We start from the raw sequence: 16,171 nt of genomic DNA on the forward strand, positions 1-16,171 counted from the left end.
CTACAGGTTCTTCATCAATACAAAAAAAATGGTTTTTATATTTTTTATGAAAATGACTAGATGTTATTTTGGTGTATCCCATTTCTTTTAATTCTGTGCCCCATAAAAAATTAATGCTGTTTTTCATAAATGATATTATTAATTGATTGGTAAATCCGATCAAAATTGAAAAATTAAGATTTATTTAACTATACCATTCGGTTTTAATTTCGTCAATGCTCATATTTTTCCATTCTTCTTTCCATAACTCCCAATATGGTATATCATTAGAAGACGGTTCATTTACGCACCTATCAATTTGAACAATAGAAGGCAGAATAATAGATTCACCAACAAGTAAAGCTTCACCTTGTTTCAATGATGGCATTTTGTCAATTAGAGTTCCTAAAGTGTCTGGAAGAAGTTTTTTTACATAACCTTGGTCAATAGGATTTGTTAAACGCATAGCAATAAAGTTATTGCATTGTGAAAATATTGTTTCAGATATTTCAGATGGTCTTTGACTTGCAAGAAGTAAAGTGATTCCATATTTTCTTCCTTCCTTTGCTATTCTTTCAATTGATTTTTTAGAGGAACGATACTTAACTAAATCACTGTTTGGAACATATTTATGAGCTTCTTCATAAACAAGTAAAATAGGAATGTCATTATTGATTTTTTCATTTGGGTCTTTAGCGTTTCTTAGTCGTTTGTAAAAATAACCATATTCAAAAACCATTCTTGAGATTAGTGAAACTGTAATACTCAAAACCTCAAACGGAACACCACTCAAGTCAATAACTGTAACATTAGATTGTTTACCTGTCTGATAACCTATTAGCTGATTTAATGTTTCTTCAAAGGTTATTTCTTTTGATTTTTGTCCAAGTAAAAAATCAAGTCTATTATCATTTATTTTATTTTCTAATCTATTTACAAAATTGGTTAATTTACCATATAGGCTACCTTGGGTGGTTTTTTCTTGACCTTTTTTTGCGCCTGAAACATATTCTTCTCCTGTCCCAATTACTTCAGTATTTTTTTCTATTGCATATTTTAAAACATTGTCAATATCAAAAAAGAGTGGTGAGTCAAAATGAATTTTATTTTTTTCAGTATCAGAACCGCTAAAGTTCGTAATTCTGTCAGCTACAATAGCTTCTTTAAAAATAAATTTTTGATTATGGTCGTTTGCCTCTGTATCTAAAAAAAATTCTTCAAGCTCTTCACTATTTAAAAGCCAATAAGGCAAAACTAAATTTTTAATATCGATAAAATTAGCTGCAGGGAATGCCGATTTGTATTCGGAATGAATATCAAATATGATAACATGAGAATTGTTAATTGAAAAATCTCCACTTTTTTCTGAAACAGCTTTCTGTATAATTGTAGATAGGGTATGAGATTTTCCTGAACCAGTTGAGCCAACTATTGCAACATGTTTGTTAAAAAACTTATTACCGTTTACAGATATTCTTATGTTTGGATTAGAAGATAATGATGCAAAAGTAAACTTCTCATTTGGTTCAATTGATTGCTCATATATTTTTTTAATTTCTTCTTCAGTAGCTGGTTCAACTTTTTTTGGTGGAATTGCTAATGAATCTCCACCTCGAATAAATTTACCACTTTTTATCATTCCTAATGGAAGAGCTTCTATAGCATAATCTCGTTTTCCTTTATCATTCACAATAATTGAGAAGTTTTCAATAATTGCCATCAATATAGCATTTTCATTATCCGAAATTTTAAGATAAGAACCAACCTGCAAGGCTTCTCCTGCTAATCTAAAGTCTTCAAGGTTATCAACGATAACTTTTATTTTGTCAGGATAAACTGCAATTACCTCTGCATTTATTTGTTCTAATTCGTCTGCCATTTTATATAATTTTGTTGATGTCGGTTAGTTTTGAAAATTGAATCTGTGCTTGTTTAACATTTGGATATGAAATATCAAAAAAAGGATTCGTATTGTAGAACTGATAAATTTCTCTGGTTTTACTTATTTCACCTATCGTTAAGTCAATATGCTCAATTTTATTTAGTATTTTAATTTTAATAGAATTGCTACTATTAGCTTGTTTAGATATAGATTTTGGATTAAAATCTGAACCATCAAAATCAAATCCATCTATGAATAAGAAACCTTCTGAAAAAAGTTCTTTTTTCAATTCGAGCAATTCCTGTGGAAGAATGTTATGCAAATAAATATATGGACAGAATGTGTGTGGTTCTCTAGCGGAAAGTTTCGACCATTTTCTAGAAATAGTTAGGATTAAATCTTTTAGTTCTGCTCTTACATAATTTGTATTTGGAATTTCTATTATGAATAGGCGTTCGTAAGGTGAGATGTTTAAGCCTGTAAAGTATTGACCTCTTAATTCTGCAAATAATTTTGATTGTCCTTTATAAGTAACGAACCATTCGTTAAATAGCACTCTTTTAAAATTGATTTTTGTCAAAAACTCAGACTTGCTTATTTTCCTTTTTGCGATGTTACTTTCAATAGCAATGTCTTTTATTACTTTGAGAGCATTGTTATAGAAGAAATTTTCGGCTTCAAATGAATTACAACCAAATTGTGTCATCAACAGATTTGAAATTTTTGAAACTTGTGATTGGTATTCTAAAGCTGAAATATTTATGTCAAGTAAAGTGATAAAATCATCTAACTGTGTGTCTGTAAGACTGTGCTTTGTGTGATGATAGTACTTTACTTTTTTTTCACTATACGTTAGAAAATGGTCTTTGAGAAAAGTTGAGTTAATTGGTAAAGTTAGCTTTGTTTGCCCTGATTGAAAATAGCCATAAAGTTTATAATTTATTCTTTTCTTGGTCCCATTAGTCACTTCTTTATAATGGTCAAGCATTAGTCGAATTGGCTTTGCAATAACCGAATGATTGTATTCTGTCTTCGCGTAATACTTACATTGAACTGCTATTTCCTCTGTCGCCGTATTTATATCTACATCTTCAATCCCTTCAACAATTATTGTGTCAGTGTCAGTTTGTAATTCTAATAATTTCGCAATAGCATAATCAAATTGGTAGAAATATCCTTTTATAGTATCAATTGCTGTTCTATCTGCCATTAGTTGTGATTTTATTTGGTAAATATCTTAAATTATTACTTAAACAATAATATATATTGTAAAAATATAAAATTTACATAATGAGTTGTTAGTTTTTTATGGTCTTCTATAACTATCAGAAAGAATAAAATTTCTTTTCATTATATTGCTTATGTTTAGTTTCCATTTGCTTTTTCCTCTTCTAAATCAATTTGAAATCTTAAATCCCCAGCGGCATTTTCTAAGCCTTCATATATTAAATTTATTTCATCTCTCAAAGACATATAAATTTCTAAGCTTTTGAAAATTTCAGCATTTGACATTGATTTTGCTTTTTCTTCAATTGCTTTTATTCGCGAGAATTTTTTATTTAGCCAATTTAATTTATAAGTTTCTTCAAGTATTTTTCGTTTCTCTTTTTTTTCGAAGTCATCTTTTATTTCTTCAATTTCTTCAATTTCTATAAGATGTAAATATTTAAAAGAATAATAAAAAATATACTCATTAAATTCCCACTTTTGTGCAAAAGGAAAATAATCAATATATTCTCTTTTTAAAAATTTATAATTTTCCCTAGCAATGCTCATTTTTTGAATGATGAATTTCTTTAAAAGATTAGAGGAAGAAGACATTCTATTGTCAATGAAATTAAAATGATTGCTCAAAAAAAATTTCCAATCTTCTTCACTATTACTCGAAATTAGTTTCGATTTGTAGGGGTCTGCTATTTTTACGTTATACTTGGTGAAAAAGCTAGTGCTTTTCCAATCCGGTTGTTTTTCGGTAATAAAGTCTTTTAGAATTTTTAATGAAATAGAAACTAATAATTCTTCCTCGTGGATACTATGGTATAAATTGTTTCTTACATTGTGACAAAATGAAAGTAAATATTTTTCCTTTTCATTGATTATGTTTTCATTGAAAGAAAACTTTAATAGTTCGTCATAATAATTTAGGACTTTTTTTCTAAGTTTTTCTGTGTATTTTTTTTCCTGATATTTAGAAAATTCAGTGTCAAATTGGAATTTTTGTTTAGCTAACGAGTTTAATTGTATTTCAACAAAATTATCTAGAAATATAACAGCAAGTCTTTGAAATCTAAAATCCTTAGATTTTCCAAATTTTGCTGATTCTGCCAGTTGAGTTTTGAGTAGAATTACTTTTTCCATTCAGGTTTTAATATCATCGATCTTGTTTTAGATATTCAAGTGTACAAAGAATTGGTTATTCGCCTCTTTTCTTTATTTTATCATACTCTCCAAAAGTATCGACTTCTTGAGCGTGAACTCTTATTGTATTAAGGTGTGAATTTATACCTTTATCTTCATAAAATTCCTCCAATGTTTCGATGGAAATCCACCTACTTCCAGCAATATTATTTACAAAAAGCTCTTCAAAAATACTTCCTTTTATACTTTTATCTTTAATAGATTTTTTTGTTAATTTTCCATCTTTATCGAGTAAAGCTAAAGTTTGACATAATGGGATGTGGTATCCTGATGTTATTAATTTGCTTTCATTATGTTGTAATTTTGAAGTTGGTCGTAAAAATGCTGAATAATAAGGGAATCTATATTCACCACGTTGTTCATCTGGTCCTTTGCAAAAATTTGAATCGCAGATATGATTTTTCATTTTAAGCAATTGTGCACGCATATTTTTTGAAGAAGATTCGTATAAAACATTATTATCCCATGTTTTATATTGCATGTGAGCAAATCTAACAAGTTCATTCTCCATGCTAAAATGTTCGTAGATTAAATCTACTCCTAAAATTGCTTCATCCTTATCTGGGTGTAAGAGTCGCAATCTTAAAACTTTATCTCTTGAAATAGCATAATCTTTATAATGATCATTTTCATAAAGAGGTTTCCCAAAATAATCATCTCTGGTTTTCAAATAATAATCATGATTTAGGCTTTTGTGTTCTGATTGAACTCTTGGAGTAAAATATTCTTTTGCAGCAATTAAACCAAATTTTCGTTTTTTAAGAAAAGTGTTATTTTCCGTTTTAGTTTTTAAAACTATTTCAAGTTTATCTAGTTCATCTTGAATTAAGATAACAGGTTCAACAATTGTCTCTGCGTCACTCATTGCTTCTGACATTTCTTTATAATATTTAACTATTTCATTTTCGTTTTTTGAAACGAGTAGAGTTATTATAGAATTATAAAGATTTTCGTTTAAATCATGAATAATACTAAAAGCAAATTCGTAAGTTATTGGTAAAGTTGAATTCTTTGCAAGTGTTACAGATTCTCTAATAGCATTGACTGTTTGAAATGCTAGATCTCTTCTTTCATCTTCCGGAATTTCTTGATTTGAAAAATAGTCGTTCTCTATATTCATATGTTTAAATAAAATTTCTGCTAAATTGAAATAAAGTATGATAAATATCATACTTTATTTCAAATGTATAAAAAACTTTATGTAATTCCTTACGGTTTCCCATAAAAGCAAAAAATTCCCAACTTTCATTCATGATTTTTAAACAAAATTCCCAAGTCAGTAGATTTTGAACAGAAGCACAGTTTTAAATATACGTATATTTAAAAATATATGAATAATCATCTAGAGCCTTGTATTTTTTTACAATAAATAATATTGTTGTATCTTTGCTTAACCAATAAGTTAAGTTTTGAGTAATTTTTGTCTTATTCGATCTTGTGAAATAAATAGAGCTAGGTTTTATCTAAATTTTGATGATTCAGAATTAATGACGAAAATGAGTAATGTACACAGAGATAACAGATCATATAAGAAGCTTGAACTTGTATTAGCAGCTATACGTTTAAAAACAGCAAACAGAACACAATATAATTTTGAAGCAAATTTAGCTTGTGGCAAAGTTTATGCAATCAAGGTTGATGAACATCGTTTTTATACTTTAGAGAAGACTTCTGAAGGATATAGAGATTACTACATTACTAAATATGGAAGAAAACAATCTGATAAAAATACAAAAAAATTGACGGATATAATAGATTCAATAGATAACATCACAATAGAAATAACAAAATGGATCACTTAATTCAATTGAATAATTTTAATTCTTGTAAGCATCAAGTCATGCACGATATGGACGAGTCTTTGGTGAGTCTTAGATTTTTAAAAGAAATTGATGATTATTTGGAATATAAAAACTTAACAAATAGAGATTTAGCTAATGCTCTCGGATTTAGTGAATCTTACATTAGTCAATTAATGACCGGTGTAAAGAAAATTAATATTTCTTTTATAAATAAATTTGAAAAAAACTTTAATTTAGAATTTGATATAAAAATAAAAGATTGTACAAAAAATAATTTTTTTAGATTTAATACTGCTAATACAGTATATGAGATTAATATTTTGGTAAATACGAATATTTCCAGTAGTAATTTTTTTCAACATAAATTTTATAATGAAAATTTTATGGATGTAGATGATGCTATAATAAATGAATAAATATGATAAAAGACACTATTTCAAAAGTACAAATTAAATACTCATCTATCAATGTTCAAAAATTTGCGCAGTTTGATGTTGCTGACTTTACTTTAAATGGTGAAAATGATTTAGAGTATGTGTCTGATTTTCAAGCTCATATTAACGAGGAACGACAAGAGTTTGGAGTAACATCGACAGTTAGAGTAAAAATTATATCTATTGATGAAATATTCTGTGAACTTAAGGTTACTTCAATGTTTTTAGTAAAACCTTTCGATATAATTAAAATTGACAAGGAAAGAAATAAGATGGATATACCTGAAAATCTAATACATGAAGTTACGGATATAATTATGTCTACAGTTAGAGGTATATTACATGAAAGATTACGAGGTACAAAACTACAAAATGAAGTGTTGCCTTTAATAGCCGCAAACAAAGTACTTCCAACATAACTCAGTTAAACGATTGGGAGCTAAAATTAATTCAATAAACAATGTGAAAACCCTTTAAATCAATCTTTATAAAGAATTTCTCTGACATTGCTTATTACATCTATAACGCCATCTTGAACTCTGTGCTGGCTTATCTACATTCATTTTTTAAAAAGATGAACAGAGTTATATCAATTGATAATTATTAAACCAAATGCATTTCATAGTCTCTACTTCTTTTCACTGAGACTATCTTTCATTTCTAATAATAAATATTAGAAGGAGGTTGGTTATTGTGCCTTTTACTAGCATCTTGCAGATATTCCCCATTAGCTTTTATTTTTAGGGTAAATTTTTAGAAATCCAACTGATATGCTCGACAGAATACGTGAGATCAATTGGGACTATATTTTTTTCAACGTATCTTATGCCAATATCTGTTAGTTTACCGGCTCTGATTGGACTTTTTAGCCAATCAACATCTTTTTTGAAAGAATAATCTTTAATTAGGTAAGAGGGCTTATTGATTATAGTATAATCCTTTCCTGTATAATCCTTCAAAAAAAAATGGCTATCTTCCATTTTAATATTTCCTTTAACATTTTCTGTACTTAGTATGCAAGCTTTAAATGTTAAAGGTTTATCAATCCATTCTAAAAATATAATTGGATGTTGATTTTTTTTGATATTCCAAAAAATATCCCCTTTGTTAAAATTTAGGTCGTTCATATTTGTGCTGTTTATATACTATAAATAATTTTTCATATAATTACGGTTTCCCATAAAACCCAAAAAAAGGGTCTTTTCACACTTTTGTAAAAACTAGAAATCCCAACTCTCGTCAGGATTTTTTCAATTCTATATTTCGTAATATCAAAATCAAATTCTCGCGGATTTTTTAGTCGAGGGAATACTTCATTCATTTCGGCTAATATTGTTCTTAACAATTTCTAATAAATCCTTTCTTGCTGCCTGCAACTGTCTTTCAAACATTTCAATAGTTTCCTTTAAAGGGTTGTTTAAGGTTTCTACATTGGCTACTATGTTTGATGCAGTTACACCACAATTGTCATAAAAATTATTTGTATTATATAGTACTTTATCTTCTGTAAAATCGCGTAAACCTTCAAAAGTAACACCCAATGCAATTGCCACTTCATTTAATTTTTCATCGCCAATATTTTCTGCTTGTTCAAGCTTGGAAATAGCTTGTTTGGAAACACCAAGTTTTTCTGCTAAGTCAGATTGCGTAAAGCCTCTTAATTTCCTAACTCGTTCAATTTTTCGTCCTCTTTTTAGGCTAGCTTTATTCGTGAAAATTTCAGTCATGTCGGAGTTGTTTAATTGTTATTTTTACTTTTAAGTATTTCTATCTTTTCTTTTTCACTTGCTAATAGCCGTTCATACAGTTCTACAACTTTTTCAATCGGACTAAAAACTTGATGGATTCCATGTGCATTTTCAGTTATAGTAGTATTATCCACTTTATTTTCAATACTGTAAAAAGCCTGACTCTCGTTGAATTCTTTTATCACTTCAGCTGTAACATTAAGTATTTTAGCAATCTGAAAAATAATTTCATCATCAATAATATCAGAATTTTCTATTAACGAATATTCCGCCTGGCTTATGCCAAGCTCAATAGCTACCGTCTCTTGCTTAAGACCCTTTAGATTTCTGAGAAATTTAATATTAGGACCAACTCTAACAGCTTTTTCCATAATTGATAATTTTTATTACAGCAAATATAATAATAAAAGTCAACCTAATACAAACAAAAGTCAACCTATTTTGTTTTTTTGAAAGAATGTTAATTTATTTCTTTGTATTAGTCAAAATGATGCTTAGGATTCTAGTTCATAATTGTATAGTTATATCAGGATTTATCTATTAATCTGTATAGTTATTTTAGGACGGGTCAACCTAAAAAATTGGTAGAGGACCCTTCCGGGATGCTTAATGGTTTCCCCTAGGATACTTCATGGATAGTTCATGAGGAGTTCATGAAAAGTATTTGAGAATTTCACTACAAAAGTGCAGTTCAGATCAATGGTAAAATAATAGAAACTATGATCTTTTTTTATAAGAATTCATAAAAGAATAAGACATTCATATCAATTATTTTTCAAAGGATTTGTCTTTAGCGGGAAAGTGCCCCAATTATTATTTGTTTCTACCCACTTTCCCCTAAAGCAATCCTGATGATGTGGTGATGTGGAAAAGAGAAAGACGACAACTAGCATCTGGCAGCCAACACCTGACATCCCGCACCCAGCAATAAAAACGCCCTTTCCCTAAAGTTTGCAGACCCCACAGGAAAGAGCAATAACAATTATCAGTACAAAAATGAACTAACAATTAAAAAACAAAATTATGAAAAAAATCCTATTGAACTTAGGACTTGTTTCCGGTTGTGTGGTGTTTTCTGCGATTCATTCGCAGGCGCAGGCACAAACCCGTACCGTCACGGGCACGGTGAACAACGGAGAAAAACCCATCAGTGGGGTAGTAGTTACCCAGGAAGGCAGCAGCCAAATGACGATCACCACCGCAACGGGAGCTTTCTCGCTCCAAATTACAGGGGAAAATCCCATCCTTATTTTCCGACATCCGGAGTACGGTGAAAGAAAAATCACTACTGATGGAAAGTCCACTTTTACGATTGCTCTCACGGAAAAAGTAAAGTCGATTGAAGAAGTGGTATTGAATGCGGGATATTATAATGTGAAGGCAAAAGAGAGTACGGGGAGTATTTCGAAAGTGACTGCGAAGGATATTGAGAATCAGCCGGTGAATAACGTGCTTTCGGCCGTGCAGGGTAGGATGGCGGGGGTGAGTGTTGTCGAGAACAGCGGCATTGCCGGCGGTAGCTTTGATGTGCAGATTCGCGGAAAGAACAGTTTGAGAGCAGATGGCAACTATCCGTTAATCATCGTTGATGGAATACCGATAAATACAATCTCAAATTCATTTTCGGTAATCTCCTCAGGAGTTCTACCAAAGGGAAACGCTAACCCGTTGAATTCAATTAGTCCTAATAATATTGAAAGTTTTGAAGTGCTGAAGGATGCTGATGCTACCGCAATATACGGTTCAAGAGGTGCTAATGGAGTGATCTTAATCACTACTAAACACGGAGGAAAAAGAAAGTCTTTGCTGCAGATATCATTAAGCACAAGCATTTCTAAAGCTAATCGTTTTCTGCAGCTTTCGGATACGGAAGAATATCTGCAGATGAGAAGAAACGCATACAAGTTTGATGGTATAACTGCTTATCCAAATACTGCTTACGATATTAATGGTAAATGGGATAGCAGCAGAGAATCGGACTGGTATAAAAAATTTATAGGCAGAGAATTTATCGGACAGCAACAGCAAATATCATGGTCAGGAGGAACTGATAATGCCCAATGGTATTTGGGTATAAATAATCTGAACCAGCAGTCGCCTTTCGGCAATGAATTCGGTTATACGAGAAAGGGGGTTGATTTCAATTCAACATTTTTTACAGCAAATAAAAAGTTAAAAATAACTCCCACACTTCAATATTCTATTCAAAAAAATAATCTCGCAGATTCTGACCTTACAAATCATATTTTTCTTAGTCCGAATTCACCTGATCTTTATACAACAACGGGAGACCTTAATTGGGAATACAATACGTTTGACAATCCATACGGACGGCTGGAAAACAAGTATAAAACAAATATCAATATGCTGTCTATGGGTATAAATGCTGAATACAATATTGAAAAAAATTTAGTTTTTAAACTTAACACTGGATATACCAATACCCAGCAAAAGGAAATGCGATTAAATCCATCATCTGCCTTTAATCCTAATTTAGGTTATACCAGCACTATTTCCCAGAATTATTCGGGCAGAATAATCCGCGAAAGCTGGATTGTCGAACCTCAGCTACACTGGAATAAGACGTATGGAAAACATAAGATTTCCACTCTTATTGGCAGCACGTGGGAAAACAGAGAAGATGCGCTTTTTAGGGTATTGGCATCAGATTTTCCATCCAACTCTTTGATAGAAAATACTTCTTCTGCAAAAGTTCAGAAAATTTTAGAAGATACTGGAATACAATACAGATATATGGCTTTTTTCAGCAGATTGAATTATAGCTACAATCAGCGATATATCCTGAACTTTACAGCAAGAAGAGACGGATCCAGCCGTTTTGGACCTGACAAGAGATTTTCTTCTTTTGGCGCTATTGGTGCAGCATGGCTTTTTTCTAATGAAAATGCACTGAAAAATTCTTTGTGGCTAAGTTATGGAAAACTCCGTACGAGTGTAGGAACAACCGGAAGTGATTTGATAGGAGATTATCAATTTATGGATACTTATACTACAGCAAATGGTAATTATAATGGTACAATAGGAATGTATCCATCCCGTCTATTTAATCCAGAGTTCAGTTGGGAAAAAACATTAAAACAGGAAGCAGCTCTCGAACTTGGATTTTTAAAGGATAGGATTAATTTAACATTAGTATACTATCGCAATCGTTCTTCAAATCAATTGACAGGAATTCCACTTCCGGCGACAACAGGATTCTTAACGGTGCAATCTAATTTTCCTGCAAAAGTTGAAAATACCGGTATTGAGGCAGAGCTGAATGCCATGTTTTTTAAAAAACATGATGTTGATTGGTCTTTCTTCGGAAATATTTCCGTACCAAAAAGCAAGCTATTACAATTTGACAATATAGAATCCTCATCATATGCAAACATTTATCGAGTTGGAGAGTCTATGAATATCAAAAAGGTTTACGAGCTGAAAGGTGTAAATCCTCAAACAGGAATATATGAGTTTACAGATTTTAACGGTGATGGAAAAATTGATGCAAATGATAGAACAAAGGTTGTCGATTATGGAGTTAAATTTTATGGGGGCATCGGCAACAACATTAGTTTTAAAAATATTTCCGCAGGTTTTCTTTTTCAGTTTGTGAATCAACGGCAATATAATTTAGATTACAATTTACCTATTTTAGGTATTATGAGGAACGTACCTACTTATATGTTGGATTACTGGACACCAGAAAATACTACAGCGACATATATGAAGCCGACTACGGGTGCTGATAGCGCTGTAATGAAAGCTTATTCCCAATACCAAAGTAGCGATGCAATGATTGTAGACGCGTCGTATGTAAGACTAAGCAATCTTAATATAGGATATAAGATTCCATTAAATTATAAATTGATTCAGGAATTTTTTTTACAACTGCAAGCTAAAAATATTTGGACTATGACAAAGTACAAAGGGCTTGATCCCGAGGTTCAGGGGTTGTACATGCCTTCCGTCAGAATATATTCATTAATTGCAACACTTAAATTTTAATATTATGAAAAAATTAACAAATTTTATATTAGACTCTTATTTAAAAATTATTTTTATAATAATAACAGCTACTTCCAGTTTTTCTTCGTGTGAACAATTTTTGGATCTGAATGAACCTACTAATCAAATTTCGAGCAATATCATATTCTCTGACAAAAGATTAGCTTTGGCTGCAATATCTGATCTATATGCAAATTTAAGAACAAATACTTTATTAAATGGTGGGTTATATGGCAGTGGTTCGCTACTGGGTTGTTATACTGATGAGCTTACATCAGTAACAGCTAGTTCACTGGATTTCAAAACTTTTTTTGATTTAGGAATTGTACCTACTACTCCAGCAATTGATAATATTTGGATCAATGCTTTTAAGCAAATTTATGCAGTGAATAAAATTATCGAAGGATTGGAGAATAGCAATGCTTATATTGATGAAGTATCTCGAAAACAAATGCTTGGAGAGGCATTAGCTATAAGGGGTGTCTTGCATTTCTATCTAACGAACATATATGGAGCTATTCCTTACATAACAAGTACAGATTATCATCAAAATAGGAATGCTTCAAAATTCCCGACTACAGAAATATACAAAAAAACACAAACTGATTGGGAAACAGCTGACAATATTCTAGTAAGCGAATATCCCGCTGCTGACAGAACTCGTATTAACAAATCAGCAGTTAACTTATTGCTGGCACGTCTTCATTTGTACCAAAAAAACTGGGCAAAAGCAAAGGATTACGCACAAGTTGTTATACAGAACTCAATGTATAATACAGAAAACGATATCAGTAAGGTCTTTTTGAAGGACAGTAAAAGTACGATATGGCAATTTACTTCTGTGGACACGGGATACAATACAATGGAAGGGCAGTATTATATATTCATTGCATTGCCACCATCAAATGTTGTACTAAGTGACAATTTGATGAATTCTTTTGAAGCATCGGATCTGCGAAAAAGTATGTGGACTAAAACACTGTCTAATGCTACTATGTCTTATACCCATCCATATAAATATAAGCAAAATACCAAAACATCTGCTTCTTTGGAGTATTCTGTTGTGTTACGAGTAGAAGAGGCATACTTAATCCTTGCTGAAAGTCTAAATGAAATGAATGATACTGCCATAGCATTGAATTATCTTAATAAAATCAGAATTAGAGCCGGACTTTCTCCGATTTCTATTATTTCCCAAAGCCAATTCAGAAATGAATTAGAAAACGAAAGAAGGCACGAGTTTTTTACAGAATTCGGACACCGGTTCTTTGATTTAAAGCGTTGGAATAGATTGGATAATGTTATACATAACTTGAAACCATCGTGGCAATCTTATATGGGAATTTTACCAATCCCGCAAAGAGAACTCCTGGCAAATCCTCTATTAAATCCTCAGAATAATGGTTATTAAAGTTTCAAGAATTTTATTACTTTTTTTATTGATTTTCGATTACCATATGAATGGACAGTTAATTAAAAATAAGGCAGAAGGAAATAGCTGGTATAAGATACATAATCAAGAGATAAGTGCTGATGGCAAATGGGTTTACTTCACAAAAAGATTTGATAATTTCAAAGTAGAAGGAATATTAATGAATATACGGAATAAAAAAACTTTTAGATTTGAAGATTCGCAAAAGGTAGTTCTAAACGATAATTTTTTTCTTGCAATGCAGAGTGATAACAGAATGGCTTTTGTTCAAACTAAAAACGGTATGCAGAAAGAAATTCCATCAGTTAAATCGTTTTATGCGGGCAACAATTCATCGGCAGTGATTATTTTAACTAATGGAGACTGGTGTGTATTAGATAGAACTGGAAATTTACAGCAAAAAGGTTTAGGAATAAAAAAAGTTGAAGCTTTTGAAAACGATAGGTTTTTAATGCTTTATATGGCAGATAAAGCAGCGTTGCTGGATACAAAGTTTTTAAAAGTACATTTCCAAACTGATTTTTCATCGGAAAATATTTTAGCCCAACATCATAGTGAAGCTTCGCGGACTTCAAGGTTCTTGATAAAAAAAGATAATAAACTTTATATTAATAAGTACTTTTGGGATAATGATAAAGTTTATTCTGTTCCAGCAAAAGGTTTAGATAACTCATTCAGTCAATTCAGCTTCGGAGATTCCGACATATTAATCGCAACAAAGCCTACAAATTATAATGAGAAAACAAATGAAATTGAACTGTGGGACAGCGATGAGAAAGCATTAAAACCTTATTTAGAGCGAAACCGAAAAATAGGATATGATGCAATTGTATTGGATTATTTGCAAGATGAAATTTTTGTAAATAATTTCTCAGACGAAGTGACAAGTCGTTATTTGGTGTTTGGAGACCAATACTTATTGGAAGTGAATGACCTAGCTAATGATACTTCTACTACAGAATTTATTATTCCTAAAATTTCACTTCGCAGGTTGGGGAGTAGTAAAGAAGAGTTTTCCGTTCAGAATACAAGATTTTATACGCCTATATCAGAATTAAATTTATTATTTTATTTTGATAAACACGATTGGTACTTTTACAACGTACTTACAAAAGAAAATACCAACATCACTCATAATCTGGACGATGAATTTTTTAATACGAACAGAATGAATATCAAGCAAACAAATCCAGTAGATTATATTTATTTCTCAAAAGATTTTTCTTCTGCTTATTTAACAAGTAGGAATAATATATGGAAAATGGATTTACATAAAAAGATAATGAAAAATCTTACACAAAACAGTGATAATAATATTTCATATAGTATTCTCAATCGTAAGCCAACTAGTGTGCAAAAATTAAAATGGACAAGTACGAAAATCATTCAGGAAGATAATTTGATTATAAAGGGCGTTTCAAAAGATGAGCTGTCGGAAGCATTGTTCTCGATAGGTAATGAACAGACAACCACTATTGAACCCTTTGGGAATTACCATTTTGATCAATTAATCATTAATGATCTCTACATTAGTTATACTATGGAGAATTTTAATACACCATATAATCTTGTTATTACTGATGCCAAAGGCAAAGAAAAACAGTCTGTAAAATATTTACTATCTCTAAACAATTTTCCAAAAGCTGAAATATCAAGATGGAAAAATCAACAAGGTAACCCAGAATTTCTTACAGTAATCTTGCCACCTGATTATAATCCATTGATAAAATATCCGACCATTGTCAGAGTATATGAGAATGAAGCAAAATCTTTTAAATTTTTTGAATATCCTTCTTATTACAATCAGGCTGGTTTTAATGCTTCACTCCTTGCCTTAGATAATTATATTATCCTTTATCCAAGAATTAATTACAAAATTAATGAAGCAGGAAAATCTGCATTTGTGTCAGTAATGGAAGCGATTGATTATGCAGAAAAAAAATATAGTATTGATAAAGATAGATTAGGAATAATAGGGCATTCATTTGGGGGTTATGAAACAAATTACATTATTACACAGACTCCTATTTTTAAAGTAGCAATATCCGGTGCCTCAATTTCCAATATCTTAGGTTCATATTTTACTATGAGCAAAAAATATTTTAGACCAAATATTTGGAGGTATACAGATCAAAGTTTTAGATTTTCCGATGGGTTTTTTAATCTGAAAGAAGAGTATGTTAATAATAATCCTATTTTTTTTACCGATCGTATTACCACACCAATTCTCTTGTGGGCGGGTAAAGAAGATAGGCATATAGACTGGGAAGAAAGTCTTTCCTTCTTTATTGCGATGAAAGACCTGAATAAAACATCACGTCTTCTTTTATTCCCAGGTGAAAGCCATACCTTAACAGACTTGAATCATCAAAAGGAAGCTACAAAAGTTTTTAAGGAATGGTTTGACAAGTATTTGAAATAAATATTCTGTAAAAAATTTTTAATTTATAAAAATAGCTGCCTCGTGG

The 16,171-nt window shown here is 30.9% G+C and carries 13 protein-coding genes; 6 read left to right on the plus strand and 7 right to left on the minus strand.

What is annotated here, in order from left to right; genetic code table 11:
* Window positions 1-184: 184 nt before the first annotated feature.
* The 4 genes from WBY99_RS06640 to WBY99_RS06655 form a co-directional block, all read right to left on the minus strand.
* Window positions 185-1,858, minus strand: coding sequence for an ATP-binding protein (locus WBY99_RS06640; protein ID WP_423975548.1), 1,674 nt, complete (start codon window positions 1,856-1,858; stop codon window positions 185-187).
* A 1-nt stretch (window position 1,859) separates the two neighbouring features.
* Window positions 1,860-3,071 (minus strand): DUF4297 family anti-phage-associated protein, encoded by a 1,212-nt coding sequence (locus WBY99_RS06645; protein WP_423975549.1) that lies wholly within the window; start codon window positions 3,069-3,071, stop codon window positions 1,860-1,862.
* Window positions 3,072-3,226: 155 nt separating this feature from the next.
* Window positions 3,227-4,219, minus strand: a complete 993-nt coding sequence (locus WBY99_RS06650; RefSeq protein ID WP_423975550.1) for a hypothetical protein — start codon at window positions 4,217-4,219, stop codon at window positions 3,227-3,229.
* A 55-nt stretch (window positions 4,220-4,274) separates the two neighbouring features.
* Window positions 4,275-5,399 carry a hypothetical protein gene (locus WBY99_RS06655; protein WP_423975551.1) on the minus strand — a complete coding sequence of 375 codons (1,125 nt, stop codon included), beginning with the start codon at window positions 5,397-5,399 and terminating at the stop codon, window positions 4,275-4,277.
* A 376-nt stretch (window positions 5,400-5,775) separates the two neighbouring features.
* On the opposite strand from WBY99_RS06655, the gene WBY99_RS06660 reads away from it, so the two are divergent.
* Genes WBY99_RS06660 through WBY99_RS06670 form a run of 3 tightly spaced genes read left to right on the plus strand, consistent with a single transcriptional unit; the run spans window position 5,776 to window position 6,934 of the window.
* On the plus strand, window positions 5,776-6,081 hold the full coding sequence (locus tag WBY99_RS06660) for a hypothetical protein (RefSeq protein ID WP_423975552.1): 306 nt from the start codon (window positions 5,776-5,778) through the stop codon (window positions 6,079-6,081).
* Window positions 6,069-6,497: a helix-turn-helix domain-containing protein gene (locus tag WBY99_RS06665; protein WP_423975553.1), complete on the plus strand. Its 429-nt coding sequence runs from the start codon at window positions 6,069-6,071 to the stop codon at window positions 6,495-6,497. The genes WBY99_RS06660 and WBY99_RS06665 overlap by 13 nt, the downstream gene beginning before the upstream one ends.
* A gap of 2 nt (window positions 6,498-6,499) precedes the next feature.
* On the plus strand, window positions 6,500-6,934 hold the full coding sequence (locus WBY99_RS06670; RefSeq protein ID WP_423975554.1) for a hypothetical protein: 435 nt from the start codon (window positions 6,500-6,502) through the stop codon (window positions 6,932-6,934).
* A 321-nt stretch (window positions 6,935-7,255) separates the two neighbouring features.
* Here the strand turns inward: WBY99_RS06670 and WBY99_RS06675 are convergent, their stop codons facing one another.
* From WBY99_RS06675 to WBY99_RS06685, 3 genes are all read right to left on the minus strand, one after another.
* The gene (locus WBY99_RS06675; RefSeq protein WP_423975555.1) at window positions 7,256-7,642 is read right to left on the minus strand and encodes a hypothetical protein; all 387 of its coding nucleotides are present in this window, start codon (window positions 7,640-7,642) and stop codon (window positions 7,256-7,258) included.
* Between the two features lie 186 nt (window positions 7,643-7,828).
* Window positions 7,829-8,242 carry a helix-turn-helix domain-containing protein gene (locus tag WBY99_RS06680; protein WP_305517813.1) on the minus strand — a complete coding sequence of 138 codons (414 nt, stop codon included), beginning with the start codon at window positions 8,240-8,242 and terminating at the stop codon, window positions 7,829-7,831.
* Window positions 8,243-8,253: 11 nt separating this feature from the next.
* Window positions 8,254-8,634 (minus strand): helix-turn-helix domain-containing protein, encoded by a 381-nt coding sequence (locus WBY99_RS06685; RefSeq protein ID WP_423975556.1) that lies wholly within the window; start codon window positions 8,632-8,634, stop codon window positions 8,254-8,256.
* Window positions 8,635-9,301: 667 nt separating this feature from the next.
* On the opposite strand from WBY99_RS06685, the gene WBY99_RS06690 reads away from it, so the two are divergent.
* The 3 genes from WBY99_RS06690 to WBY99_RS06700 are packed head-to-tail and all read left to right on the plus strand — an operon-like array spanning window position 9,302 to window position 16,125.
* Window positions 9,302-12,271, plus strand: coding sequence for a SusC/RagA family TonB-linked outer membrane protein (locus WBY99_RS06690; RefSeq protein ID WP_423975557.1), 2,970 nt, complete (start codon window positions 9,302-9,304; stop codon window positions 12,269-12,271).
* A gap of 4 nt (window positions 12,272-12,275) precedes the next feature.
* Complete coding sequence (locus WBY99_RS06695; protein WP_423975558.1) at window positions 12,276-13,682, plus strand: RagB/SusD family nutrient uptake outer membrane protein; 1,407 nt, start codon at window positions 12,276-12,278, stop codon at window positions 13,680-13,682.
* Entirely contained in the window at window positions 13,672-16,125 is a 2,454-nt protein-coding gene (locus tag WBY99_RS06700) for an alpha/beta hydrolase family protein (protein WP_423975559.1), read from the plus strand. Before WBY99_RS06695 ends, WBY99_RS06700 begins: the two co-directional genes overlap by 11 nt.
* The last annotated feature ends 46 nt before the right edge of the window (window positions 16,126-16,171 follow it).

It is taken from the genome of Kaistella sp., assembly GCF_049588135.1.
In the GTDB taxonomy this organism is placed as follows: domain Bacteria; phylum Bacteroidota; class Bacteroidia; order Flavobacteriales; family Weeksellaceae; genus Kaistella.